Source organism: Allofrancisella frigidaquae, assembly GCF_012222825.1.
GTDB classification, from domain to species: Bacteria; Pseudomonadota; Gammaproteobacteria; order Francisellales; family Francisellaceae; genus Francisella; species Francisella frigidaquae.
On the sequence record NZ_CP038017.1, the window covers coordinates 454,989 to 478,095 of the forward strand.

Here is a 23,107-nt window from a genome sequence, read left to right on the forward strand (position 1 = left end):
GTTTTTAGATTTTTGAGAGGATTTTTGCTCCTTTTATAATAGCATTGTCTTTTTTAGCAAAGCATAATCTAAGTAAACCATTTTTAGGCTTTTCAAAAAGTGAGGATACTGGTATTAGTCCAACACCATATTCTGTAATAAGTCTTGTAGCAAACTCACTGTCATTTTCATTACTGATATTGGTATAATCCAGCATCTGAAAAGGTGAACCATGCCATTCTAAAAGCTTAAATTGAGAACCTTTTAAATGTTGGCGTAATAAAGAGTTTTGTTTTTTATAAAGTTTATGAAGGTTTTGGTAGTATTCAGGGTGTTCTAAAATCCCTTCAGCTAAGGCTAGCTGCATAGGGTGGACTGCTGAAAAAGTTGAAAACTGCTTTACTGCCAAAATATTTTTTATAATTTCACTAGGGGCTATTGCAATTCCTAAACGCCATCCTGTTAGATTATAAGTTTTACCAAGAGATTGTAACACTATTAGTTTATCTCTAAGTCCAGGAATTTCTAAAGCACTAGTAAAAACTTCACCAGCATAAATATGCTCATAAACTTCATCAGCTATAACTAAGATATTCTTATCTTTAATGATTTTAGCAAATTCTAAATATTCCTCTTTTGAGATAACACTTCCCATAGGATTGTGAGGAGAGTTAAGAATAATGATTTTAGTTTTATCGGTAATTGCATTTGCTAGAGCTTGTAAATCTATTTTTCCATCTGACAGTAAGTTTAGTCTTATTGGTTTGCCTTGGTTGAGTTTTGTTAACCCAACGTAAGCATCAAATACAGGGTCAAACATTATTACTTCATCGCCTTTTTCTACATATGCTGTAATAGCTGCAAATAGCCCCTCGATAGCCCCAACTGTAATAGCGACATTATCGATGCCTATATCTACGTCATAACAACTTTTGGTCTTTTGAATTACAGCTTTACGTAATACTAAGGTACCAGGAATTGGTGAATATTGGTTTTTACCTTGTTGCATGTAAAAGTTTGTACGATCAATTAACCATTCTGGAGTATCAAAATCAGGCGCTCCTTGGGTAAAACTAATTGCATTATACTCAGCTGCCATTACAGCAAATTTTCCATATACGGACGGTGAGGTGTCAATGTATGATTTTGGCTGGATCATAATTATTAAAGTGGAGTTGGGTTTATTAGAAGTATACTGGTATTTTAAGTTTGGTCAAATAGGGTATAGTTAATCCGAGTAAACAATATAGAAAAATGCTTGTCATTCCAAACTTACGATCTGGAACCTACTTACTACAGCTATAAGCTTAGCTTTAACTTTTAAACACAACTTAGCTGGAATAACTATAGTAATAGACTTTTAGAATTTCTTTTAATTGTTCAATAGAGATTTCTTGTTTTTCTTGAGTTTTACGGTTTTTATATTCAATTAAATTTTGCTCAAGAAGTCTATCACCAATTATTACATGGTGAGAGCAACCAATCAAATCAGCATCAGCAAACATTACTCCTGGGCGATTGCCACGATCATCTAAGAGTACGTCTATTCCATTGGAAATTAGGTCTTGATAAAGTTTATCAGCAACTTCTTTTACCTGCGCAGATTTGTTGTAATTGATAGGCAATATAGTTACTAGAAATGGGGTTATAGCTTCTGGCCAGATGATTCCTTTATCGTCGTGAGATTGTTCTATTGCTGCAGCTATAACCCGGGATACACCAAATCCATAACAGCCCATTAACATAGGTTTAGATTTGCCATCTTGCCCAATAATATTAGCATTCATCGGTTTAGAATAAACATCCTCAAGTTCAAAAATATGGCCAACCTCTATACCATTAGTTAATTCTAAGGTACCTTTACCATCCGGTGAGATATCGCCAGCAACTACATTTCTAATATCAGCAACCTGATAGTTCGTTACATCTTTATCCCAGTTTACATTTTTAAGATGATAATCGTCCTCATTAGCACCACAACATAGATCTGTAATTGCTACAGCACTGTAATCAGCAATTATCGGAATAGGGCAATTATTTATACCAAGTGAACCAGGGTTAGCATTAAAAATTGAGAAAATCTCTTCCTTTGTGGCTAAAGTATACGGTGCTACTATTTGCTCTAGTTTATTTATTTTAGTTTCATTAAGTTCGTGATCACCACGTATCACTAACGCAAAAAAATTGTTTTTAGCATCTTTGATAATCATAGTTTTTACGGTTTGTTTAATATCAAAGTCCATCTTCTTACATAGGCTTTCAATAGTTTTGATATCAGGAGTATAAATCTTTTTTATAGGATTCTTAGAAACTTCTTTTTTACTAAAATCTGGTTTTGCATAAGTTGCTAGCTCAATATTCGCTGCATAATCACTACTATTACTGTAGCAAATAATATCTTCACCAGCGTTTGCTAGAACTTGAAATTCATGACTATTATCACCACCTATAGCACCTGTATCTGCTTTTACAGGACGATATTCTAAACCGATTTTGTCCAAAATATTACAGTAAGTTTGATACATTTGTTGATAAGTAGTATGTAAGCATTGGCTATTTTCATGAAAAGAGTAAGCATCTTTCATAATAAATTCACGAGCACGCATCACACCAAAACGAGGACGGATTTCATCTCTGAACTTTGTTTGGATTTGATATAGGTTTAAAGGTAGCTGCTTATAACTTTTGATCGTATCTCTAGCCATATCTACAATAGGCTCCTCATGGGTTGGACCATAGCAAAAATCTCTATCATGCCTATCTTTTAGTTTTAGAAGCTCAGGACCAAACTTACTCCAACGATGAGTTTCTTGTAAAAGTTCAGAAGGTAACACACTTGGTAATAGTAATTCGCTAGCTCCTGATTTATTCATTTCTTGACGAACAATGTCTTGGATTTTTTGTAGTACTTTTAGCCCAACTGGTAGCCAAGTATATATTCCAGACGCAAGTTTTTTGATTAAGCCCGCTTTTAGCATGTATTGGTGACTAATAAGTACAGCTTCTTTAGGTAGCTCTTTTGTAGTAGTAATAATAGTTTGAGATGCTTTCATGAATTGTTGAATTTATAATAATTCGTGTTCATGAATTATAGCAAAAAACAACTATAAAATATAAGGAAAAAAGACTTATGATAGATGCAAGTCAGGAGATATGAGAATTGAGGGGAAACTTACATCTATCAAGAGTCGTTATAAAATTAAACCTTATTTAAGTTAAGTGTGTAAGTGTAATAAATTAAGGTTTAATTTATTTTATTAATTATACATATTTAAAATTATAAATCAATATTTAAAAAATAAACTTTACATTTTTTATACCTGCACCGTCATAACTTTAGCTCAAATGTAAAATTGTAACCTTAAAGTCCTAAAAATAGTTAAAGAAACTGTTATAAGCTTGGAATTAGACAAGATGGTAACAAGGCAACAATATTTTAACGTGGTTAGAAACATGTAATTTTAGTTTACAACCGCCCTTTAAAAGAGAGTTCCAGTTGTGTTTATTAGGTTTGTGAAATTTAAATAAATCAAAAGGAACTAAAACTAGCTATAGACGTTTAACTTTACTTGGAGAAAATTTAGGGTCATCTGGCATTCATAGCTTAAAAAAGGAGGAGATAAATATAAAAACCAGAAGACTCTAAATGTAAACTTTTCATGAGAAAGTGAAATTTTTGGCTCCCCGAGACGGACTTGAACCGCCGACCAATTGATTAACAGTCAACTGCTCTACCGACTGAGCTATCGGGGAACAACATGGAGTATTCTATAACCATTTACTTGTACTGTCAATATATATTTTGTTTTTTTAAACATTTTTTATGTATTTAATATCCAACTATAATTTTGGGAAAGCTATAAAGTTTATAAGCTTTATTGTTTGTGTTAATATTAGCAAATTATTTATTTTAAGGTTCTAGAGAAGCCAATAGCACAAATGCAAAATCAAGTTATTCAAAGACAACAAGATTTAGTTGAAGAATTATCCTTTTTTGAAGACTGGGAAGATAAGTATGATTATATAATATCTTTAGGGAAGCAACTAACCCATTTTCCAGAGGAGAAAAAAGTGCAACAAAACCTTGTCAAAGGATGTCAATCGCAAGTTTGGTTTGATAGCGATATAATAGATGATAGGTTACACTTTATAGCTACAAGTGATGCTTTGATTGTTTCTGGTTTAATAGGGTTGCTTCTTAGGGTTTATAATGATTCAAAGCCTAGTGATATATTACAATCAACCACAGACTTTATAAAAGAAATAGGCTTTGGTAGTAATTTGAGCGCTACTAGAGTAAATGGACTAAAGTCTATGCTAGACTATATATATTCACAGGCACTTAAACACCAGTAAATGGATATACTGATTGCTCGTCCATATGATGACGCTAAGCAACTTGCTGAATTATTTAAGTCTAGCGGTTTGTCAGTTGAGGTACTGTCATCTATAAAAATAGTACATAAGAAAATAAATTTTAAAATTGAAAATTACACGGATTTTATATTTACAAGTAAATATGCTGTGGAAAGTTTATTTAGTCAGTATTTACCATCTAATTTTATGGATAAGTCTATATATAGTGTTGGTGCTACAACAGCAAAGCATCTAGCAAACTTTAATCTTAATGCAAAGCATCCAAAAGAATATAATTCTAAAGAGCTGTTTAAACTCATCTCAAAGCAAGGTTTATCTGATAGGAAGTTTGCTATTTTCTCAGGTGTTGATGGTAATGAGTATTTAGAAAAGGAAATAAGTAAACATACAACTTGTCAAAAGTTTGAAACTTATCAACGCGCTTTTGAGAGTAAGGAAGCTTTATATACTAAATATTTAAAACTGTGGGGAGACAAACAGCCTAGGTTCATAATAACAACAAGTATAGATGTATTTAAATCTTTAAACAGAATTTTTGAAAAAATACCGCTACCTGGAGATAGTATAGTTACCATAACGAGCACAAAAATGTTAAAATTTGTTAATTCACAAGGGTTCCATAATACGTTAAAACTTGAAAAATTAAGTAATTATTGTATTTATGTAAAAATATTACAACATATAGAGGCTAATGATTATGTCAGTAGAGAAAAGTAATCAAAATAGTGATCCAAAAGAGAATAAAAAAACAGCGTCAAATATTACGTCAAATACAATGATATCAAAGCTTAGTTTAGTGGGGTCTTTGATTGCTATAGGTCTAACTGGATATATGCTTGTTAATTCAACTATAGAATCTAAAAAATCCCAGCAAATAGACCAATTCTACGAAAAACTACAATCCCAAGTTAATCAGTTAAAAGCTACACAATCTAGCCAGATAAAATCTATAGAGCAAGAAGGCTTTCTAGCACAGGCTCAGCAAAGTAATTTAAGAGCTATTCAAGGTCAGTTAGAAGCGTTAAATAACCAAATTGCTACTCCAACTAAAGATATATATATGCAAATGAGTATTATTAATATCCAATCAGCTATTGATTATTTGACCTTGGCAAAAGATGTAGCTTTATTTAATGGAAATACAGCTAAAGCTAAAGAGTTGGTAAGCATCGCTTTTAGTAAGATAGAAGCAAGTAAGGTTGCTAATTTAAGTGCAAATGATATGCAAAACATTAAAAAAGCTTTGGATCAATATGATTCTAGGAGTGATATCGTTAATGTTTTTATTAATATACAACAACAATTAGACAAACTTATTTATATAACACCGGAAAATTTAGACCAAACTAAAACTGATACTACAAAATCTAACAAGTATTTAAGTTTCTTAAGCTCAGTTATCGAGATACAAGATATTCCAAAAAACCAAAAAATAGTATCGACTAACGAAGCTAAATATGTGGTGGCAAGTAATCTTTATAATGCTTTAATAGCTTTACAAAATGCTGTGTATGCTAATGATCAAGTTGTTATAGATAAAACTAAAGCAAACTTGCTAGAAATTTTGCAACAAAGATTTATTCAAAACCAGGACGCTAAAAATTTAGAGAAAGCTATTACAGATTTAAATGCTCAAGATAGACGGAATTTGAATGATAGTTTAGAAAATACTGTTGAAGCTTTGGTTAAACAACAAAACCAGCTTTTAGCAGGTAATAAAAGTAGTTTAGTAGAGCATAAGCAAAAGGAAGTGGAAAATGATAAAAATTTTTAAGCTTATATTTGTAGTTGCTGCAGCTACACTGATAGGTATTTGGGCGACTAAATACCATGGGTTTGTAATGCTTGTTCTAGCAGATAAGTCTATAAAAATAAATTTAGTTGCTTTTATTTTTATACTTGCGATTATACTTTTTCTTGCAGTTTTTGGTTATAGACTTTTTAGATTAATACTTAGCTTGCCTTATCTAGTATTTAGTTGGTTTATAAGCTTGTTTGTGATTAATAAGCAGGAAAAGTTTGTTGATCTTATGGCAGATATTTTATTAGAACATAACGAGCTTATATCTAAATTAGGCTTAACCAAGCTTATTAAATTTACGCCTAAATATTTACAAGATTATGTGATATTTAAAAAGCTAAGTATTTTTGTTAAAAAAAATGATATAAAAGCCCTCGAGCTTGCGATTAAGCAGCTTGACCCGCAAAGCTTTGCTTATAAGTTTTTTGAAGTGTATTTGCAATATTTAACGAATAAAATTTCAGATGCTCAAGCTAGCGTGAAAGGACTTTTAACTGCGCGTAATAGTAAATTTTTACCACATATAGTTAATTTGGCAGCAAAAACAGCTTTAGCTAATAGTGATAAAGATTTTGCATTATATATTTTAGAGAAATATAATTCTTATTTAGAAACACAAAATGAAGAAGCTTTAATAATATTAGCATTAAAAGAAGCAAAAGATGCTAGTCAATTGACAAATATATACAACAAGTGTGATGCTACTGCAATGCTAAGTAGGGTATACGTTGAGCAACTTTTAAAATTTAACGACACTTCTACAGCTCAGAGATTTATGAAAAAACAATTGGGCAAAGTACAGATTGATTCAAAGATGCTTTATATGTACGTTAACGCTTTTAATATAGAAATTCCTAAGCTATATTCAAGAGTTTGCAATGAAGCTAATAAAAATTATGATAGCGTCCTTACTTTGTTAAGTTTAGCTATGATAAAGTCAGATACTCAAAGTTTCAAGATGATTTATCAATATATTGAGACCAATATTAAAGCATTTTTATCACAGTATGAGCTAGAAAAATACCAGCATATATTATGTAGATTTTATATAAAAAATGGCAGTGTAGCTGGAATTGATTTATCGGAAGCTAGACTTGTTTATAGTAAATATTAGGGAAATCTATGTTAATCAAAAGATGGTTTCTAAATAATAGTCTACGAAATTATCAATACTTGTTGTATGACCAACAAAATGCTATAGTAATTGACCCTTTAAAGTCAGATATTTTTAGGGATTTCATTATTGGTAAACAACTTAGCCTAAAAGCAATCTTGGTGACTCATAAACACGGTGATCATATAGCAGGTGTCAAAAAGCTTAAACAAGATTTTCCAACTGCTAAAATATATGCTTATGCAAACAATGATTTATTTGAGCCAGATGTTTATGTCAAGGATGATGACCGTATAGATTTTGGGTTTACTAAGTTTGGGGTATTATATACACCAGGACACATATCTGACCATGTAAGTTTTTTATTTGACGAAGAAAAAGCCCTTTTTTGTGGTGATACGTTATTTAATGCAGGGGTTGGTGGTGTACACGCTCAAACAGCAGATGTTAATCAGTTATATGATTCTATTGTAAAAATAACCAATTTAAATAGTAATATAAAACTATATCCAGCTCATGATTATTGGAAAAATAATTTAGATTTTGCACTAAGTGTTCTTCCAGATGATAGTTATTTAAATTATTATAAAAATCATATTGTAGAATTAGAAGCAGAAGATAAACCAATTGTAGATTTAGCAGAAGAGAGTAAACTTAATATTTTTATTAGATCTATAGATGATAAAACACTTTTAAAAGCACTACCAAAGTATAAATTAGGTAGAGAGATGTTTGTAAGGTTAAGAGAGTTAAAAAATAACTTTTAGCCCAGTTCTGTGGCTTATTTAGATTTATTATTGTTATCTTCTGTAGGTTCAATTTTTGTTTTACTGATCTCTCTAGTAAAGCCACCGTTTAAACCAATTCGTTGGAGTTTAATAATATCCGGTGCCATAGCTCTAGTACTGTCATAAGGTCCGATGTACATCCTGATCCAATTTCCTACATACTCGAATTTAGGTTCAAGACCAGCTTCTTTTATTTTACTAACGTAATAAGTAGTTTCATTCATGTTTCTAAAGGAAGCAATTTGATATACGTAGGTATATTTGTATTGAGCTCTTTGTGCTTGAGGTTTAGCATCTACAATAACGCTCTCATTTTTCAGGTTATCGTAAAATGTAAAAACCATTTTGTTATCGTTATCTTTCGAGTGGTTTTTTTGCTTACTATCTGCTTGTTTGCTAGAGCTTTTTTCCATAGTAGAGGTGTTATTGTTAGTCTCAATCTGAACTTTTTCCTGAGCTTTTTGTTTCTTTAAGTGTTTGTTTATAATCTTAGATGCAACAGCAATACTTAGTAAGCCAACAATAAACAAGACAATGATTTTTTTTCTTCTCGTGTTAGAAGTAATAGGTTTTTGTGTTTGCTCTGAAGAGTCTTTTGGTTTTTTGGGAATATTCAGTCTAGAGAGATCTTTCATAAGCTATAAAATTTTATCAAACTAACTTTGCGTTTAAGCTATTAATGTTATACTAAAAATGATTATAATTAATAGTTGCATAAAAATATATAGAGTTTTGTATGAGTTTTAAGAAAAATGATAAGCTTATAGTTTGTGGGTTTAGTGATGATTGTCCGAAAGCATTTAAAGATAAGATAATAGCAATGGGTGTGATAGAAGGTCAACAAATGAAAGTTATAAATAAATCGATCCTGGGTGGTCCTATAGCTTTTGAGACAAGTTGTGGTACATTCTCATTGCGAAAAAAAGATTTAGAATTTTTGAAGTTGGAAAAACTAAGTTAAAAAAACACAAAAGGAAAAGTATGAAGTTAAAGAAAATATTTTTATTAACATCAGTTTGTATAATAACGTTAGGTGCAGTTGGTTTGTATGCAACGGATATTAATAATGGTACACAAATTCAGTATTCTAGCAGTGAATATAAAAATATCGAAAAAATAGTAATAGATAATATAGATTCATTATTTCCATACCAAACCCAAATAACAGTAGGTGATATTAAGCGTGGGAGTGATGGTCAGATTATAATAGAAGATGTCTTAGTTATTAGCGGGGATAAAAACCCAAATCTTTCTATCAATGAAATAATCACAAAGGATCTAAATTTCGGGAAAAATGTAACGCATGATTACGTTATAAAAGTTAAAGGACTTAGTATAACTAATTTGGCTACTTCAGTTGCAAATAGTAATGTTGTTAGCGCTCAGACAGATCCAAAAAACCTGGTAGAAAATAAAGGTCTATTTAGTGTTATAATGAATAATCTCGGTCAGAGCATATATGACCTGGAAATGGTTTATAATAACTACGAGAAAACTTTAGATCTTAAACTTGATTCTACAAATAATAAGAAAGAATTTATACAAAGTGAAGTTGAGCTAGATGACATTGATTTGTCAAATATAGTTGTAGATTCAGATTTCTTAGCTAGCGTAGAGGATGCTGTGCAACAGGCAAGCTTAAAAGAGCTTGAGTTTGATATGAATCTCTCAGAGCTTATAAGAGCAGTTTCAGTTCAATATCTAGGTAAAGATTATGATAAAAAAGTAACCTTTGAAACTAAAGGAGCTTTGTCAGAGAAAAAAGGACAGTTTAGTTTGAATGTAAATGGTAAGTTAGATTCAAGTAACTATATAAATTTTGGTTTGGTTATAGATGGTATTAATCTAGCAGATATTAAGTTAAAAGATTTCTCTACAAATTATGAACATCTATTAGAAAATGCTTATATTACCTCAATAAATGATAACACCAAAATAGCTTTGAGGTTTGACAGTAATTTATTTGACAAAAATTCACCTTTTCAAGCTATTTTTAAAACCTTGGGAAGACAGAGTATTTATTTAAATGTAGCTTCTAAGAAAAACTATAGTACTGGCTTAACTTATAATTCAAGCTTAAACTTAGTAAGTAAAGATTTAGCTGAGTTAAACACTAGCTACCAAGGAATAGTAAACGGTAAGCTTAACATATTGCCATATATAGGGGCATCTGGTTCTCAGGACATGAATAGCCTTTATAAATGTAAGAGTCAGCTGTGCATTTCTAATATAGATGTTAGTTTTGCTAACCATGGATTACTAGAAATACTTGCTAGATACACCAATAAAGATCCTAATACCACGCCTCAGCAAATATTAGCTTCTTATGGTGCTTTGTTACAGCTTATGGCGTCTCAACAAAAAGATGTATTTTTGCAGAAAGTATTATCATCTCTTGCTATGTTTTTACAGAATCCACAAAGTATTAGGATGCATGCAAAAGCAAATAAGCCATTGAACCAAAATGTATTATTAGTAAGTTTGACAGAAGATCTAGAAAACATAAGTAATAATAATTCGGTGAAAAATGGAAAAGTAAATTTAAGTAATAACACTAATTTAAAAATTCTTGATAATATTCAAAACCTATTTAAGATTAGTTTTGAGGTTAATAAGTAAGTGTAAGTAATATTTTCTTTTAATTAAAGACCATATCGGTATTGACAATGTTTCAAAATAAGGTAATATATGACTTTATAAAAGCGGGAATAGCTCAGTGGTAGAGCACAACCTTGCCAAGGTTGGGGTCGCGAGTTCGAGCCTCGTTTCCCGCTCCACACTCTTCTTTGTATGTGTGGTCGAGTAGCAAAATGGTTATGCAGAGGCCTGCAAAGCCTTGGACGCCGGTTCGATTCCGGCCTCGACCTCCAAACATTGCCCGGGTGGTGAAATTGGTAGACACAAGGGACTTAAAATCCCTCGGAGCTTAACCTCCGTGCCGGTTCGAGTCCGGCCCCGGGCACCATATTAAATGTACTTAACTACTTTTATCTCTGTTAAAATCATGTCAAAGTATTATATTTAAATCATTTTGTAACTAAAATACTAGAGCTAATTGAAAAAAATAGGGTCTAAAACATAGCTGTAAATGTTGTAGACTAAGGTTTTAAAAAGGATTATTTACAAATGTCTCTAAAAAAAAGACTAAAATAAATGAAAAGACTGTAAATTATGAGACTGGTGAAGCTACATATATTCACGATAAACTTAGAGCTGCGTATGCTAGTTTATGTTCAAATTTAGACTACTTATTTACCTATAAGAATCTTCCAGGTTTATTTATCCCAAATACTACAATTTATCTTGATGACTGAAAGTTTTCTGACCTCAAAAATAGGATAAGAGTACATAGAGGACTATCTAAAAAATTAAAATTTAAAGTAGTAGATTTCTTCATGCTAGATAATGGTAAAAAATTCTAAAATAAACCCTATTTTTTCAATTAGCTTGTATATTTGATATATTGTATATAGTAAGATCGCTTTTATAAACTAACAGGACTTTCGAAATGCCAGCTATAAAAAATCTCTCCGAAATAAAACAAAGTCTTTTTAAATGCTTGACTAATAACGAGTATTCTATGTTTTGTTCTAAGGCAAAAAGCACATTGGAAACTTATATTAAAGTAACGAAAAATCCATACACGATGGTCCGAGGTTTTGATTACATCTGCACGATGCCAGCATTAGATAAAACCTATACCACCAACCCTATCTCAATCTACGTAAGTGAGCTCGAATTAAAACAAATGCAAGATTGCATTCGGAATTTACGTTTTTGTATCGATCAGCTCGATGACAGAATCAACCAGTATAATCTTTTACGCAAAATTTTACGTGCCGCATCTAATTTTATGATCGAGATGGGTTATCAGCTAGAAATGCCAAATGGTAAACAACCACGCGGACGGTTTGGAAGACGATTGATATACGTGCATTCGGTATACCTGGGAAATCTACCTAAAGATTTTAACGAACTAGCGCTCAAAGTCACATCACACTTTGAGAGAACTTGGGGAAACCTCAGTAGCCAGCTCAAGCACGATATAAAATATGTTTTATGGCATCAAAAAAGTGCCATCGGTACTATTCCAATGTCCAGACAAAATTCTTTTGAAATACGAGATATTTCAAGTCTTCTTGAAGAACCGGACTTAAACCAGGATCTTGAAATTGTATTGAGCAGGCATGCTGACAAGAAAAGGAAGCTTACTTTAAAACGTCTCCTTACCGAGCAGCTTACTTTTGCATCAAACTTTCAATCAGTAACACCAGCCCTATCTGCTGATATCTTGAGATTTGTTATTCTGTATCTATATGGAGGTATATACTTAGACTATGGTTACGCGCCAGTTAGTCCAGAAGTTCAGCTTCCAACAAATAAGAATTCTATCAAACAGCATTTAACCGAGTCTTGTGAAAAGGATGTAATTAAACCATGGTTTAGTGCGAATAATTTGAAATTTATCGGTCAATCGAAGGGTTGTGTGCCGATTTGTCGCAAGGTCGATCAAGGTAAGTTTATTGGAGTTTATGATTATTATGAAGCTGCGAATGCATGCTTTGAGAATAGTGATTACGAATATTATAAGTTTCTTGCAGTGAACTTAGATTCTAACGCGATGGTATCTTATTATGCTCGCCATCCAGTTTTATTGTATATCATTATGTCTAGCAACGCGCTGTTAAATAAAGAGCTGAATACTAATTTTGGTCACTCGTGGCGGGATAAATATATTAATACCCGCCATCAAGATGGCCTCTTTGAACGTTTTTATGAAATTAAAGAATTAATGCGTAAGCAAAAAGATGAAGAAGATGAAGAAGAAGATGAAGATGAAAATGAAAATGAAAATGAAAATGAAGAATTGAAGCGCCTCAGAAAAACAATAGATACAGTTAATAAAGGTCCTACATTATCATCTCTCGGCAAATACCCAGGCATTATTACTAATGTTGGAATTATAAGTTATTCGTTATATAACCTTGGTTATCTTAATCTGGACGAAGACGTTACCGACTTTTTGGTAGAACATGATGACAAATATTATAAGGAATTTAATTTTATTTTGAATATGGACCTTATTGGGAAATATAAGAATGGTAATTCATATCTGGGGTCGAGCGGACTTATGTTGGTGAAAACTTCTCTAGGGAGTTGGCGAAAAGGATTATATAAAAAAGGTTTTAGCTTATTATAGCGCACGGGCACCGTCAAGTTTGAGCTACTACAACTAGCACATATCTAAAGTATAGAAACCAAAATGCAGATACCCTAGTCGTTTCTATGAGTTGCTATAAAGTATATTAACAAGTAGGGGTGGAAATTATCAACTGCCTCATTCTAGAATTACTATCAAAACTACTTCAACATTCTTTGTTAAATTAATTCAATAGCCTTAGCTAGGTAAAAAGCTAGCAATAAGTTAAGATATAAATAAATTTCAAGATATTAAGTCGTTTCTTTGGAGTTAATTTTATACTGATGTGGTCATTGTATTTTTATTAACTGAAATTCAGCATCTTGCCCTTCATATTTAATGGGGCCTACTGGAAAAATATTAAAATATTTATTATTATCATCACAACTGTCCGTGTAACATAAAGCTACTTTTTTGCCACGTACCTTAAAAAATAAGTAGCTATATCCAATCGCAGGGTCAAAAACATCTATCTCTGCTTCTTTTTCTTGGGTTGTTTTATTTAATATTGGAAACTGAACTTTCTCATCAGTAAAAAGTGTGTTACATTGCACAACAAGGTGAATGCTGTCCGAGTCGCCAGTTCTGCAATTTCCACTTCCTCCATGAGGCTGAAATGCCTTACCTATATAATATTGCTGTTGTAATACAGGAGATAAGTATACCACATATGCTATTGTTGCATTACATAAGTAAGGAACTAAAATTAAAGGCAACGTTAACAGGATTTTTTTAAACATAATGAAGATACCGGTCGTTGATACATTTTAGTGTAAAAATAATCTGTTAAAAACGTATAATCAATAGTTTTATAGCAAACTGGTTGTATGGTTGCAATATCTAGATTAATTTCATAAAAGAAATATTTTAGAACATTTTTAAGAATATAAGATAAATTTTAGTTTTAGATAATAGATTCAAAGCTAGTTAAGCTTAGTTATAAGCTACGTCTTTAACGCCATCAACCCAAGTCCATCCTTGGTAAGAGTCTGAATTTAGGATCCAGGTCATCACGCCACCGTACTGGTTGTATTTTTCAAGATCCCCATCTGTTATATCTTTAGTGATATCAGCAGGGTTATACAAACCTACACCAGAACATGATGCATCAGCTAAACAAGCGCCTTGTATATAAGCAGCCTCTGTAACAGATGGATCTTTATAATCTGGAACACCAAGGACTATTTTTGTTTCTTTTGGTACATAGAAAGCATCTTCTGTGATTCCAGGCATTTTATCACGAGTTTCTGGACTTAGTAAATTAAACGTCATGCTTAAGAAACCAACATCATATCCTTTTTTACCACCAAAGTTTGCACCACCATATTGATTATACGTTTGTATAAACACAGCATCAAATTGGGCGTCATCCATGAATTGTTGGGTATACATGGCTTCAGCAAATTTTGCACTACCACTTGCCCATTGGCCAGTACCGTACCATCCGTTAATTTGGGGTGCAGCAGTTAAAAATGGCGTTTTACCTGTTATAGACATATATTCAGCTTTCATGGCATTAATATACGCTATAAAGTTAGCCTCTTTCTCAGCTCCATTTGTAGGATGCTCAACATCGACATCAAGACCGTCAAAACCATTGTCTGCTAAGAATTTACCCATAGCTTTACCAGTTCCTGCCGCATCATTATTCATATCAGGCGTAAAGTAATTTACTCCACCACCAATAGAAAGTAAAGATATGCCCCCATTGTCATGAATAATTTTTTGTTGCTCAGGAATTCTAGCTTTCATATCATCAGTGAATTGTGTGTATCCAACCCCATTAATATCGATTTGTTTTCCTTCAACAGTGCCATGAAAATCTTGTCCTGCAAATGCATAAACTATAACATTATATCCACGTTTCATTGCTTCTGTAATCATTTCATTTGTTGTATCTGGCTGACTATACCATGGTGCATCATAACCTCTAACGTAACCGACTATTACTCGATCAGGCCATTCTGACGTTGGAGCCTCAGAATATTTTATAGTTATATCCAGACTATCCTGATCAGCCACAAAAGAGTTAGGACTTATATTAGCCTTATATCCAGAGATTTTATCAGCAGTTACAGTCCAAGTATTACCATCTTTTGGTAATTGCTCAGTATAAACACCACTAGCGTTAACCTTTAGTTGTTGAGAATCACCATTACTACTTGTGAATTTTAAAGTAGTCTCTTTACCTTTTGGTAGATCAGTAACAGTAATATTTACAGCTTCTGTTGGGATTTCTTCTGATGTAAATTGTAATTGTGCTTCTGACTTATTAAAGCTATAGACTACTACTTCAGTAGGTTCTGATACGTACGCTCTGCCATCATAAGTAAAGTCTTTAGCCGTAATTGTATATTTAACACCTTCAGTAGATGCAGGTAAGTCATCAATAACTGTTGGAGAAGTGAAATTTACGGTACCTTCTGAAGCGACATTTCCAGCTTCATCCTTAACTACATAATCTACAGCTTTTGAAACGCTTCTGTCTGCAGAGGCTATTAAGTTTATAGATCCTACTTGTGCTTGTTCATAACTTATTGCGATGTTTTTAGTTTCACCTTTAGCTATAGAGAAGTTATTAGGAGTTGCAGTACCACGGCTGGAACCGATAGAGCTAACAGAAACTTTTAATTCTCCTGCAGGGACTTTAAGGTCAACAGAAGAGTTCCAATTAACATTTTTCTCAGCTACTTTAGTGTTATTTTTATCAAATACAGTTACAGTAGGTAAAGAAGAGTCAGTAACAAAGGCAGGCTTTGCTGGTATAGTAATAGTAAGAGTAGCTTTTTCTTTAGCAGGATCTTCACCTACTAGTTTCCAAGGTCCCCATTCTCCAGAAGTTTCAGGGTTGTTACCTTGCGTCCACCATTTAGCCTCGTATATAGAGTTGTTATATGTTACTTGGTCACCTGCAGTATAAACAGCAGAAGGATCCCAGGCTTTTATACCTGGAGTAGGTTCAGGAGCAGGTTTTGCGGTATAAGTTAACGCAATAGTTGTAGTTGTAGCAGAAACTGTTACTGTAGAAGGAGAAATAGTACCTTCATCACCTTTAAGTTTAACAGTATAAGTTTCTGAGCCATCTTTTGGATATTCTAAAGTAACTTTACCATTTGAAACAGTAAAAGTACCTTTTGGACTTACAAAATCGATATCAGCCGTAGTAGGAAGTTGACCTTGAATAGAAACATTTGCTGTAACCTTTTCAGCTGGAGTTGGACTTGGACCAGGACCTGTCTCATCCCAAGCATCAGCACCATATATACCAGAAGGTCTATACGCAGCTGATTTACACCAACCTTCATATGGCCAAGGTTTACATTTATAAGTTTTGCCTTGATCAGTTACAATAGTACCTGCAGAGTAGCTACTTAGGTCAGAAGTAGACCAAGCTTCAGTAGCAAAAGCTGAAGACCCCATTAGGCTTAAGGTTACTATTGAGATTAATTTTCTTTTTATATTCATATTTTTCTCCTTAGTTTTAACATAAACAATTATGTTTACTGACTATGATTATAACTATAAGTCAATAGATTTGGTAGGTGTGTAATTAATAGTCACTAGTTAAAATTAATTAGTAATATTTGGGTTGTTAGAAAATAATACCAATTCCAATACATATTATTACTTTCTAACTTTGTATTTCATACCTAATTTAATCCTTTAATATTTACCAATAGCCACTGTTATAGCCTGCACATCAAAAACTTAAATTAGTCATAAACTCCTTTGTGATAAATGCACCAATTTATGTTGGAATTGGTATAATATAATAAAACAGTACAAGCTAAAAAAATTTAAAGCCTAACTAAGAAAATATTTTGTAAAGGAGTTTAGGTGTATGCCACATATAATAGTAGAAGTTTCGCAAAAATTTGATAAACAAATTGTTAATAACATTATTCAAAAAGCACAAGAATATTTGATAAATAGTCTACCTACTAAACTAGAAACTTTTAAAAATAGAGTTTATGTTTATGATAGTTGTATGGTTGGAGGTTTAGCTTCTGAAGAACTAATACATTTGACCATAAAGGTTCTATCTGGACGTAAACAAGAGCATTTAGTCAATATAGCAAATCAATTAAGGTTGCTGTTAGTTAAATACTTAGACGCAATAAGTCTAGGAATTAAGAATTATACTCTGACCATTGAAATCTTAGAACTTCCTCCAGCCTACGTTAGTTAACTTGAACAATTTAGGTTATTTAGGAGTTTCTTTATACCCTCTAATGGATTAATATGATTTTTTAATGCTAGATTTTAGTTTATACTATGAATAAATATAAAAAATTACTTTTTTCAAGCCTTGGTTCTGCTTTCGAGTATTATGATTTGGCTATATATTCCGTTTTTGCAGTTGCAATAGGGGAGAAATTTTTTGATAAAGATAATACTATTAGTAGCACACTAATGGTGTTTTTAGTTTACGTAGTAGGCTATTTGGTAAGACCATTTGGTGCTTGGATATTTGGTTATATAGCAGATAAAAGAGGCAGAGCTTTTATTTTAAAGTTAAACATGATTTTATTATTTTGCTCAACTTTATTATTAGCTATTTTACCAGGAGTTCAAAGTATAGGAATTTGGGCGACATTATTTTTTGTTACATTACGATGTATCCAAGCTATGGCTATAGGTGCAGAAATTCCAGTAGCTATAATATTTAGTATAGAGAATTACCCTAAGAGACAAGGTTTAGTAACAGGAATTATTTTTTCTTGCCTAAGCTTTGGTATTATGATGACAACAGTAGTTCTCTTTATAGTAACTAACTACACAAGTGATCATTTTGTAAAAGAATATGGCTGGCGAATAGGATTTTTAATAGGAGCAATATTTACGTTTACTTTGTTCTTTCTAAGAAAAGGTATAGTCGATGATCATTTACCAAAGCTTACTATAAATTTAAATAACCAAAATACTAGCTTACTATCATTTGTTGCTAAGGTTGTAGTAGGTATGATGCTGGTAGCGTGTATTGCTATGTTAACAACACAGCTTTATATGTTTTTACCGTCATTTTACCAAATGTATTTAACTTCAAAAGTAGAGCTGGCAAACTTACTTCTAATAGGTTCTATCATAATGACTATTAGCTGTATAGTAGGTGGTTTTATAAGTGACTATATGTCAAAAGAAAAACTAATGGGTATATTGATCATTATAAGCATATCCCTTGCTCCTATTTTTTATAAAAACATACTTGATGGTAAGAGTATATATTTATGTTTTATAATTTTATCAATTGTTATGGGATTTTTTGCCTCTACATATAATGTGATAATTGTTAATTATTTTAATTTTGATTATAGAGGTAGAGGACTTGGTTTAGCTTATAACCTTGGGTATTTAGTATTTTCTGCGGGGATCCCAGCTTTTACGATATTTCTAATCTCCGAGACAAAATTATTATTGATACCAGCATACTTAATAGTTTTTGCAGGTGTAGTTTCGCTTATAGGCTTAGTAGCTTCAAGTAAATTTATCAAAAAGGTTTAAATATCATCGCAGAAGGGTCAGATTTGAACTGGTTATAAAGTTCTATAATATATCTATCTGTCATAGATGATATATAGTCGCTTATAATTCTAGCCTTTTGGTGAGTGCTTTTTGCGTTGTAGAAAATAGCTCCGATATCGTCAGGCAATAGACTATCGTTAGGAGTTGACTCAATCAGAATATCAAAAATTTCTGAAATTATTTCTCTACCTCTATAACGTAGGATATTTAGCTTTGGTGATTTTATTATTTTAAATAAAATATATTTTTTAAGCACTTCAACTTGTTTTCTAACTTGATCATCCAAATAAACTTTTGAAATAATAGGAATACTTTTGTTTAAATCTAATTTGATATTTTGAATGCAGTTATTCACTAGCTTTGATGTTAATTTTGTTCGTAGAAGACTATTGTTTGCTATATTTTTAGAAATCCTGTAGATATCTCTACTATCTGCTTTAAAGTCAATATAATTTGAAAAAATATCTTTTAATATTTCCTTAATTTCACTGGCTGTAATTTCTAAATCTTCAGGCATTGCAGCTAGGATTTTTTGTAGCAGTTTATCATCGATGCTAGCCATAGATAGTGGGTCAATAAAGCCGCCTTTAAGTGCATCTTCAACATCATAAGTTGAGTAAGCAATATCATCGGCAACATCCATTATATAGCATTCTATGGTTTTAAAAGGTTGGTTTAGTTCAGTGGTATATGGTTCTAGGAGTTTTTGCTTTATATCCTCAACTAACTTAACTTCTTCGTTATAGTATCCTTTAGTTAGAACACCTAATTCACTAATAGGAGGTATTAAACAGTCATATTTTATAGTAGCAGCTAGAGTCCTATACGTTAGATTTAAGCCAAAGCTTTGTTTTTGGTCTACATCTTTTTTTGCTGTATGGGAGATTAATCTAAGTGTTTGGGCATTGCTTTCAAAGCCACCGAAATTCTGCATTTTTTTATTTAGGGCTATTTCTCCATTATGACCAAATGGTGGATGACCTATATCATGACAAAGAGCAGCCGTTTCTATGAGATCGTAGTCTAAATTCAGACCATGTTCAGAATTTAGTTTAACTGCTATAGATTTTGCTATTTGAGCAACCTCTAGAGAGTGAGTTAACCTATTTCTAAAAAAATCATTTTCAAAGTTTGGAAAAATTTGTGTTTTCGCTTGTAGTCTTCTAAATGATGATGAGTGCACGACTCTAGCATAATCTCTTCTAAATGGGGAGAAATGTTCTTTATAAGATACATTATTATCTTGTCTTAGATAATCGTTTTTATGATATAGATTTACAGCTTCCATATTTTTTGAGGATTAGCTAAATTGTGTAGTAATTATATACCTTTTGAACTTTTATCTCTATTAATTGCAAATATTAGCTACCAAGTGTTTATTGGTTATATTATAATCTAATCCTTATAGTTTATTATGCAAATTAAAAATAAATTTATTTTAAAATATAATTTAATAACGAAGTATCAATTTGCAGAGAGTGTTACAAAACCTAATTATGCATTTTAGGAGTAAGTATGCAATTAAAAATTTTTGAAATATATCAAAGTGATAATTTTTCATTAAAATATGAAATAATAGGAGGGGTGACTACTTTTTTGTCTATGTTGTACATAGTAGTAGTTAACCCAATTATATTATCACATGCGGGTATACCTTTTAGTGGAGCACTTACAGCAACAGTACTAGTGTCCTTTGTAAGTTGTTTACTGATGGGAATTTTTAGTAATAGTCCTATAGCTGTCGCACCTGGTATGGGAATAAATGCTTTTTTCACCTACGCGATCGTGCAAAATATGCAGGTTAGCTGGCAGATCGCTTTAGGTATTGTATTTTGGTCAGGAATAATTTTTACATTTTTATCAATGATAAACTTAAGAGCTTTGATCGTTAAAGCAATTCCTTGCCAAGTACGCTATGCTGTGGTTTGTGGTATTGGTTTGTTAATAGCTGTAGTGGGGTTAAAAGCTGCAAATGTTTTAGCACCTAACCCTGAAAACCTTATAGAAATGGCAGACCTAAATGTTTCTTTTATACTATTTTTAGTAGGACTGTTAGTTACAGGTGTATTGATTTATTATGGTTACACAGGAGCCCTTATTATTGGGATAATTGGAGTAACAGTAATTTATTTTAGCTTAAGCTTTTTATTCCCTAGTTTGGGGTTGCAAGCTAAATTTAATGGTTTTATAGCTATGCCAGATTTTTCAACGTTTGGTCAGTTAGATTTAGTAAATTCACTTTCTATTGCTTTTTGGCCAGCAATATTTGCATTTTTATTTACTACTATGTTTGATAGTTTGGCCGGTATCATCGGAGTATGTGAGGTAGGTAATTTATTAGATGAAAAGGGCGACCCTAAAAATTTAAAAGAAATATTAACAGTTGATGGGTTAGCAGGAGTATTTTCCGGTATCTTTGGTACAAGTTCAGCTATTTCATATATTGAATCAGCAACAGGAATAAAAAGTGGGGCGAGAACTGGTGTAAGTGCAATAATAATAGGTTTTTTATTTTTACCTTTTTTATTTCTTTCACCTTTATTATCACTAGTTCCATCGGTGGCAACAGCACCAGTATTATTTATCGTTGGTATCTATATGATGAAACTTATTGGAAATATTAAATGGCAACAAATCGAAGAGGCTATACCTGCACTTATAACAATATTAATTATTCCTCTTACTAGTTCAATTACCCATGGGATGATTTTAGGTTTATTACTATGGAGTTTCTTTAGAGCACTTGTAGGTAAAATCAAAGATATTAGTAATACTCTAATTGTGTTAAATATTCTTTCTATAGGTTTATTAATTATAGAGACCATTTTTTAGAAAGATCTTAAAAATTCATTTCCAAACGGTTTTTTAGCCACTAGCCACATACGTTATGAAATTTCCTGATTTTTATAACAAAAACACTGCAACCTTGGTGATATTTTTTGCTGTATAAATTTGAAATTATTTTTTGACACGTTAATATGAAGTTACCTTTTGACAACAAAAGGTAAGCAATATAAATAAAAAAGAAGGAGATAAATAATGGGAAACTTAACATTATCAGCAAGCACATTGATAGGTGATAAAGTAGTTAATTATGATGGAGAAGATTTAGGCGATGTAAAAGAAATTATGCTAAATCTTGAAACAGGAGAAGTAGCTTATATAGTCGTATCATTTGGCGGGTTCTTAGGAATAGGAGATAAATTGTTTGCTATTCCTCTAACAGCTTTTGAAATAGATACAGCTAATAAACAGTTTAAGCTTGATAAGTCAAAAGAAGATTTAGAAAAAGCTCCTGGTTTTGATAAAAATAATTGGCCAAAACCTGACTCTTCTTATTGGACAGGAGATACCTTAGCAGAATTTTATAATCTCTAATATCCTAGAAGGCTTACTAACTTCTCTAAGGCATTTTCTACAAATTTAAAATCTTATTTTTTTTAAAAAAGGGGAATAACATGAAACAATCTGAAGAAAATATTCAAGAAGAGCAGCCCGGTTTAACTTCTAAGATGAAGATTAAACCTGTACATATCTATAAAGGCTATAGTTCTGCAAATAAGCTTAAAGGTAAAGTTGCTCTTATTACAGGTGGTGATAGTGGGATAGGGAAAGCTGTGGCATTACATTTTGTAAAGGAGGGCGCAAAAGTTGCTTTTACTTATCACACTCGAGAAGAAGATGATGCTAGAAAGACTTTAGAAGAACTAAGAAAGATAGCTAACGCTAAAGATGATATATTAGCAGTAGAAATTGATGTTAAAGATAGTAGCCAATGCTATGAGTTTGTTGAAAAATCATACGAACATTTTGGAAGTATTGATGTGCTAGTGAATAATGCAGCTGTACAATTTCCTCAAAACGATTTCCTTGATATATCAGAAGAGCAGTTAAAAGAAACTTTTGAAACTAACTTTTATCACTATGTGTATATGATAAAAGCAGCCTTAAAGCATATGCAAAAAGGAGCTAGCATAATAAATACTACCTCTGTTACTGCTTATAAAGGCAGGCCTGACTTAATCGACTATTCTTCTACAAAAGGAGCTATTGTAGCACTTACACGTTCTTTAGCTAAAAATATAATTAAAAATGGTATAAGAGTAAACGCAGTAGCTCCAGGACCGGTGTGGACTCCTTTAATACCCTCAAGTTTTAGCAAAGAAAAAGTCAAAAATTTTGGAGAAAGTACTTTGCTAGATGAGCTAGCGCAACCTGCGGATATAGCTCCTGCTTATGTATTTCTTGCTAACGAGGTAGAGAGTAAATATTTCATCGGTCAAGTGCTTCATCCTAATGGTGGAGAGATCGTAAATGGTTAAGGG

19 protein-coding genes and 4 tRNA genes are annotated in these 23,107 nt (G+C 32.0%); 16 read left to right on the forward strand and 7 right to left on the reverse strand.

Going from position 1 to position 23,107, the window contains the following annotated elements; genetic code table 11:
* Positions 1–4: 4 nt before the first annotated feature.
* The 3 genes from E3E15_RS02130 to E3E15_RS02140 all read right to left on the reverse strand — a co-directional run bounded on the left by E3E15_RS02130 (position 5) and on the right by E3E15_RS02140 (position 3,732).
* On the reverse strand, positions 5–1,138 hold the full coding sequence (locus E3E15_RS02130; RefSeq protein WP_172106411.1) for an aminotransferase class I/II-fold pyridoxal phosphate-dependent enzyme: 1,134 nt from the start codon (positions 1,136–1,138) through the stop codon (positions 5–7).
* A 172-nt stretch (positions 1,139–1,310) separates the two neighbouring features.
* A complete protein-coding gene (locus E3E15_RS02135; RefSeq protein WP_172106412.1) occupies positions 1,311–3,032 on the reverse strand; it encodes a proline--tRNA ligase in 1,722 nt (573 codons plus the stop codon).
* 624 nt (positions 3,033–3,656) lie between these two features.
* Positions 3,657–3,732: transfer RNA gene (locus E3E15_RS02140), tRNA-Asn, on the reverse strand.
* A gap of 186 nt (positions 3,733–3,918) precedes the next feature.
* On the opposite strand from E3E15_RS02140, the gene E3E15_RS02145 reads away from it, so the two are divergent.
* The 5 genes from E3E15_RS02145 to E3E15_RS02165 are packed head-to-tail and all read left to right on the forward strand — an operon-like array spanning position 3,919 to position 8,038.
* A complete protein-coding gene (locus E3E15_RS02145) occupies positions 3,919–4,335 on the forward strand; it encodes a SufE family protein (RefSeq protein ID WP_172106413.1) in 417 nt (138 codons plus the stop codon).
* On the forward strand, positions 4,336–5,073 hold the full coding sequence (locus tag E3E15_RS02150) for a uroporphyrinogen-III synthase (RefSeq protein WP_172106414.1): 738 nt from the start codon (positions 4,336–4,338) through the stop codon (positions 5,071–5,073).
* Positions 5,054–6,130: a hypothetical protein gene (locus E3E15_RS02155; protein ID WP_172106415.1), complete on the forward strand. Its 1,077-nt coding sequence runs from the start codon at positions 5,054–5,056 to the stop codon at positions 6,128–6,130. Before E3E15_RS02150 ends, E3E15_RS02155 begins: the two co-directional genes overlap by 20 nt.
* Entirely contained in the window at positions 6,114–7,271 is a 1,158-nt protein-coding gene (locus E3E15_RS02160) for a heme biosynthesis protein HemY (RefSeq protein WP_172106416.1), read from the forward strand. Before E3E15_RS02155 ends, E3E15_RS02160 begins: the two co-directional genes overlap by 17 nt.
* A gap of 8 nt (positions 7,272–7,279) precedes the next feature.
* Positions 7,280–8,038: an MBL fold metallo-hydrolase gene (locus tag E3E15_RS02165; RefSeq protein WP_172106417.1), complete on the forward strand. Its 759-nt coding sequence runs from the start codon at positions 7,280–7,282 to the stop codon at positions 8,036–8,038.
* Positions 8,039–8,052: 14 nt separating this feature from the next.
* Here E3E15_RS02165 and E3E15_RS02170 read toward each other — a convergent pair whose 3' ends face one another.
* A complete protein-coding gene (locus tag E3E15_RS02170; RefSeq protein ID WP_172106418.1) occupies positions 8,053–8,694 on the reverse strand; it encodes an SPOR domain-containing protein in 642 nt (213 codons plus the stop codon).
* 101 nt (positions 8,695–8,795) lie between these two features.
* On the opposite strand from E3E15_RS02170, the gene E3E15_RS02175 reads away from it, so the two are divergent.
* The 6 genes from E3E15_RS02175 to E3E15_RS02200 all read left to right on the forward strand — a co-directional run bounded on the left by E3E15_RS02175 (position 8,796) and on the right by E3E15_RS02200 (position 13,259).
* The gene (locus tag E3E15_RS02175; protein WP_035721563.1) at positions 8,796–9,020 is read left to right on the forward strand and encodes a FeoA domain-containing protein; all 225 of its coding nucleotides are present in this window, start codon (positions 8,796–8,798) and stop codon (positions 9,018–9,020) included.
* Between the two features lie 20 nt (positions 9,021–9,040).
* Positions 9,041–10,678: a hypothetical protein gene (locus E3E15_RS02180; RefSeq protein WP_172106419.1), complete on the forward strand. Its 1,638-nt coding sequence runs from the start codon at positions 9,041–9,043 to the stop codon at positions 10,676–10,678.
* An 83-nt stretch (positions 10,679–10,761) separates the two neighbouring features.
* A tRNA-Gly gene (locus E3E15_RS02185) sits at positions 10,762–10,836 on the forward strand.
* A 19-nt stretch (positions 10,837–10,855) separates the two neighbouring features.
* Positions 10,856–10,929 (forward strand) — tRNA-Cys (locus E3E15_RS02190).
* 6 nt (positions 10,930–10,935) lie between these two features.
* Positions 10,936–11,024, forward strand: a tRNA-Leu gene (locus E3E15_RS02195).
* Positions 11,025–11,567: 543 nt separating this feature from the next.
* Positions 11,568–13,259 (forward strand): glycosyltransferase, encoded by a 1,692-nt coding sequence (locus E3E15_RS02200; protein WP_172106420.1) that lies wholly within the window; start codon positions 11,568–11,570, stop codon positions 13,257–13,259.
* Positions 13,260–13,549: 290 nt separating this feature from the next.
* Here E3E15_RS02200 and E3E15_RS02205 read toward each other — a convergent pair whose 3' ends face one another.
* Together E3E15_RS02205 and E3E15_RS02210 are read right to left on the reverse strand one after the other, a co-directional pair.
* Positions 13,550–13,999 (reverse strand): hypothetical protein, encoded by a 450-nt coding sequence (locus E3E15_RS02205; protein WP_172106421.1) that lies wholly within the window; start codon positions 13,997–13,999, stop codon positions 13,550–13,552.
* Positions 14,000–14,192: 193 nt separating this feature from the next.
* Positions 14,193–16,724, reverse strand: coding sequence for a carbohydrate-binding protein (locus tag E3E15_RS02210; protein WP_172106422.1), 2,532 nt, complete (start codon positions 16,722–16,724; stop codon positions 14,193–14,195).
* A 376-nt stretch (positions 16,725–17,100) separates the two neighbouring features.
* Here E3E15_RS02210 and E3E15_RS02215 point away from each other — a divergent pair, with 376 nt between their 5' ends.
* Both E3E15_RS02215 and E3E15_RS02220 read left to right on the forward strand, forming a co-directional pair.
* On the forward strand, positions 17,101–17,448 hold the full coding sequence (locus tag E3E15_RS02215; protein ID WP_172106423.1) for a 5-carboxymethyl-2-hydroxymuconate Delta-isomerase: 348 nt from the start codon (positions 17,101–17,103) through the stop codon (positions 17,446–17,448).
* Between the two features lie 86 nt (positions 17,449–17,534).
* The gene (locus E3E15_RS02220) at positions 17,535–18,761 is read left to right on the forward strand and encodes an MFS transporter (protein WP_172106424.1); all 1,227 of its coding nucleotides are present in this window, start codon (positions 17,535–17,537) and stop codon (positions 18,759–18,761) included.
* On the opposite strand, the gene E3E15_RS02225 is transcribed toward E3E15_RS02220, so the two are convergent.
* A complete protein-coding gene (locus tag E3E15_RS02225) occupies positions 18,748–20,070 on the reverse strand; it encodes a deoxyguanosinetriphosphate triphosphohydrolase family protein (protein ID WP_172106425.1) in 1,323 nt (440 codons plus the stop codon). The genes E3E15_RS02220 and E3E15_RS02225 overlap by 14 nt on opposite strands.
* Positions 20,071–20,297: 227 nt before the next feature.
* On the opposite strand from E3E15_RS02225, the gene E3E15_RS02230 reads away from it, so the two are divergent.
* The 3 genes from E3E15_RS02230 (at position 20,298) to E3E15_RS02240 (ending at position 23,104) form a co-directional block, all read left to right on the forward strand.
* The gene (locus tag E3E15_RS02230; RefSeq protein WP_172106426.1) at positions 20,298–21,614 is read left to right on the forward strand and encodes an NCS2 family permease; all 1,317 of its coding nucleotides are present in this window, start codon (positions 20,298–20,300) and stop codon (positions 21,612–21,614) included.
* A gap of 207 nt (positions 21,615–21,821) precedes the next feature.
* Complete coding sequence (locus tag E3E15_RS02235; protein WP_172106427.1) at positions 21,822–22,160, forward strand: PRC-barrel domain-containing protein; 339 nt, start codon at positions 21,822–21,824, stop codon at positions 22,158–22,160.
* 80 nt (positions 22,161–22,240) lie between these two features.
* Complete coding sequence (locus E3E15_RS02240) at positions 22,241–23,104, forward strand: SDR family oxidoreductase (RefSeq protein WP_172106428.1); 864 nt, start codon at positions 22,241–22,243, stop codon at positions 23,102–23,104.
* Positions 23,105–23,107 lie beyond the last annotated feature (3 nt).

Coding starts and splice junctions, on each gene's coding strand:
- E3E15_RS02130 (WP_172106411.1), bottom strand. CDS start 1,138: ATGATCCAGCCAAAATCATACATTGACACCTCACCGTCCGTATATGGA.
- E3E15_RS02135 (WP_172106412.1), bottom strand. CDS start 3,032: ATGAAAGCATCTCAAACTATTATTACTACTACAAAAGAGCTACCTAAA.
- E3E15_RS02145 (WP_172106413.1), top strand. CDS start 3,919: ATGCAAAATCAAGTTATTCAAAGACAACAAGATTTAGTTGAAGAATTA.
- E3E15_RS02150 (WP_172106414.1), top strand. CDS start 4,336: ATGGATATACTGATTGCTCGTCCATATGATGACGCTAAGCAACTTGCT.
- E3E15_RS02155 (WP_172106415.1), top strand. CDS start 5,054: ATGTCAGTAGAGAAAAGTAATCAAAATAGTGATCCAAAAGAGAATAAA.
- E3E15_RS02160 (WP_172106416.1), top strand. CDS start 6,114: ATGATAAAAATTTTTAAGCTTATATTTGTAGTTGCTGCAGCTACACTG.
- E3E15_RS02165 (WP_172106417.1), top strand. CDS start 7,280: ATGTTAATCAAAAGATGGTTTCTAAATAATAGTCTACGAAATTATCAA.
- E3E15_RS02170 (WP_172106418.1), bottom strand. CDS start 8,694: ATGAAAGATCTCTCTAGACTGAATATTCCCAAAAAACCAAAAGACTCT.
- E3E15_RS02175 (WP_035721563.1), top strand. CDS start 8,796: ATGAGTTTTAAGAAAAATGATAAGCTTATAGTTTGTGGGTTTAGTGAT.
- E3E15_RS02180 (WP_172106419.1), top strand. CDS start 9,041: ATGAAGTTAAAGAAAATATTTTTATTAACATCAGTTTGTATAATAACG.
- E3E15_RS02200 (WP_172106420.1), top strand. CDS start 11,568: ATGCCAGCTATAAAAAATCTCTCCGAAATAAAACAAAGTCTTTTTAAA.
- E3E15_RS02205 (WP_172106421.1), bottom strand. CDS start 13,999: ATGTTTAAAAAAATCCTGTTAACGTTGCCTTTAATTTTAGTTCCTTAC.
- E3E15_RS02210 (WP_172106422.1), bottom strand. CDS start 16,724: ATGAATATAAAAAGAAAATTAATCTCAATAGTAACCTTAAGCCTAATG.
- E3E15_RS02215 (WP_172106423.1), top strand. CDS start 17,101: ATGCCACATATAATAGTAGAAGTTTCGCAAAAATTTGATAAACAAATT.
- E3E15_RS02220 (WP_172106424.1), top strand. CDS start 17,535: ATGAATAAATATAAAAAATTACTTTTTTCAAGCCTTGGTTCTGCTTTC.
- E3E15_RS02225 (WP_172106425.1), bottom strand. CDS start 20,070: ATGGAAGCTGTAAATCTATATCATAAAAACGATTATCTAAGACAAGAT.
- E3E15_RS02230 (WP_172106426.1), top strand. CDS start 20,298: ATGCAATTAAAAATTTTTGAAATATATCAAAGTGATAATTTTTCATTA.
- E3E15_RS02235 (WP_172106427.1), top strand. CDS start 21,822: ATGGGAAACTTAACATTATCAGCAAGCACATTGATAGGTGATAAAGTA.
- E3E15_RS02240 (WP_172106428.1), top strand. CDS start 22,241: ATGAAACAATCTGAAGAAAATATTCAAGAAGAGCAGCCCGGTTTAACT.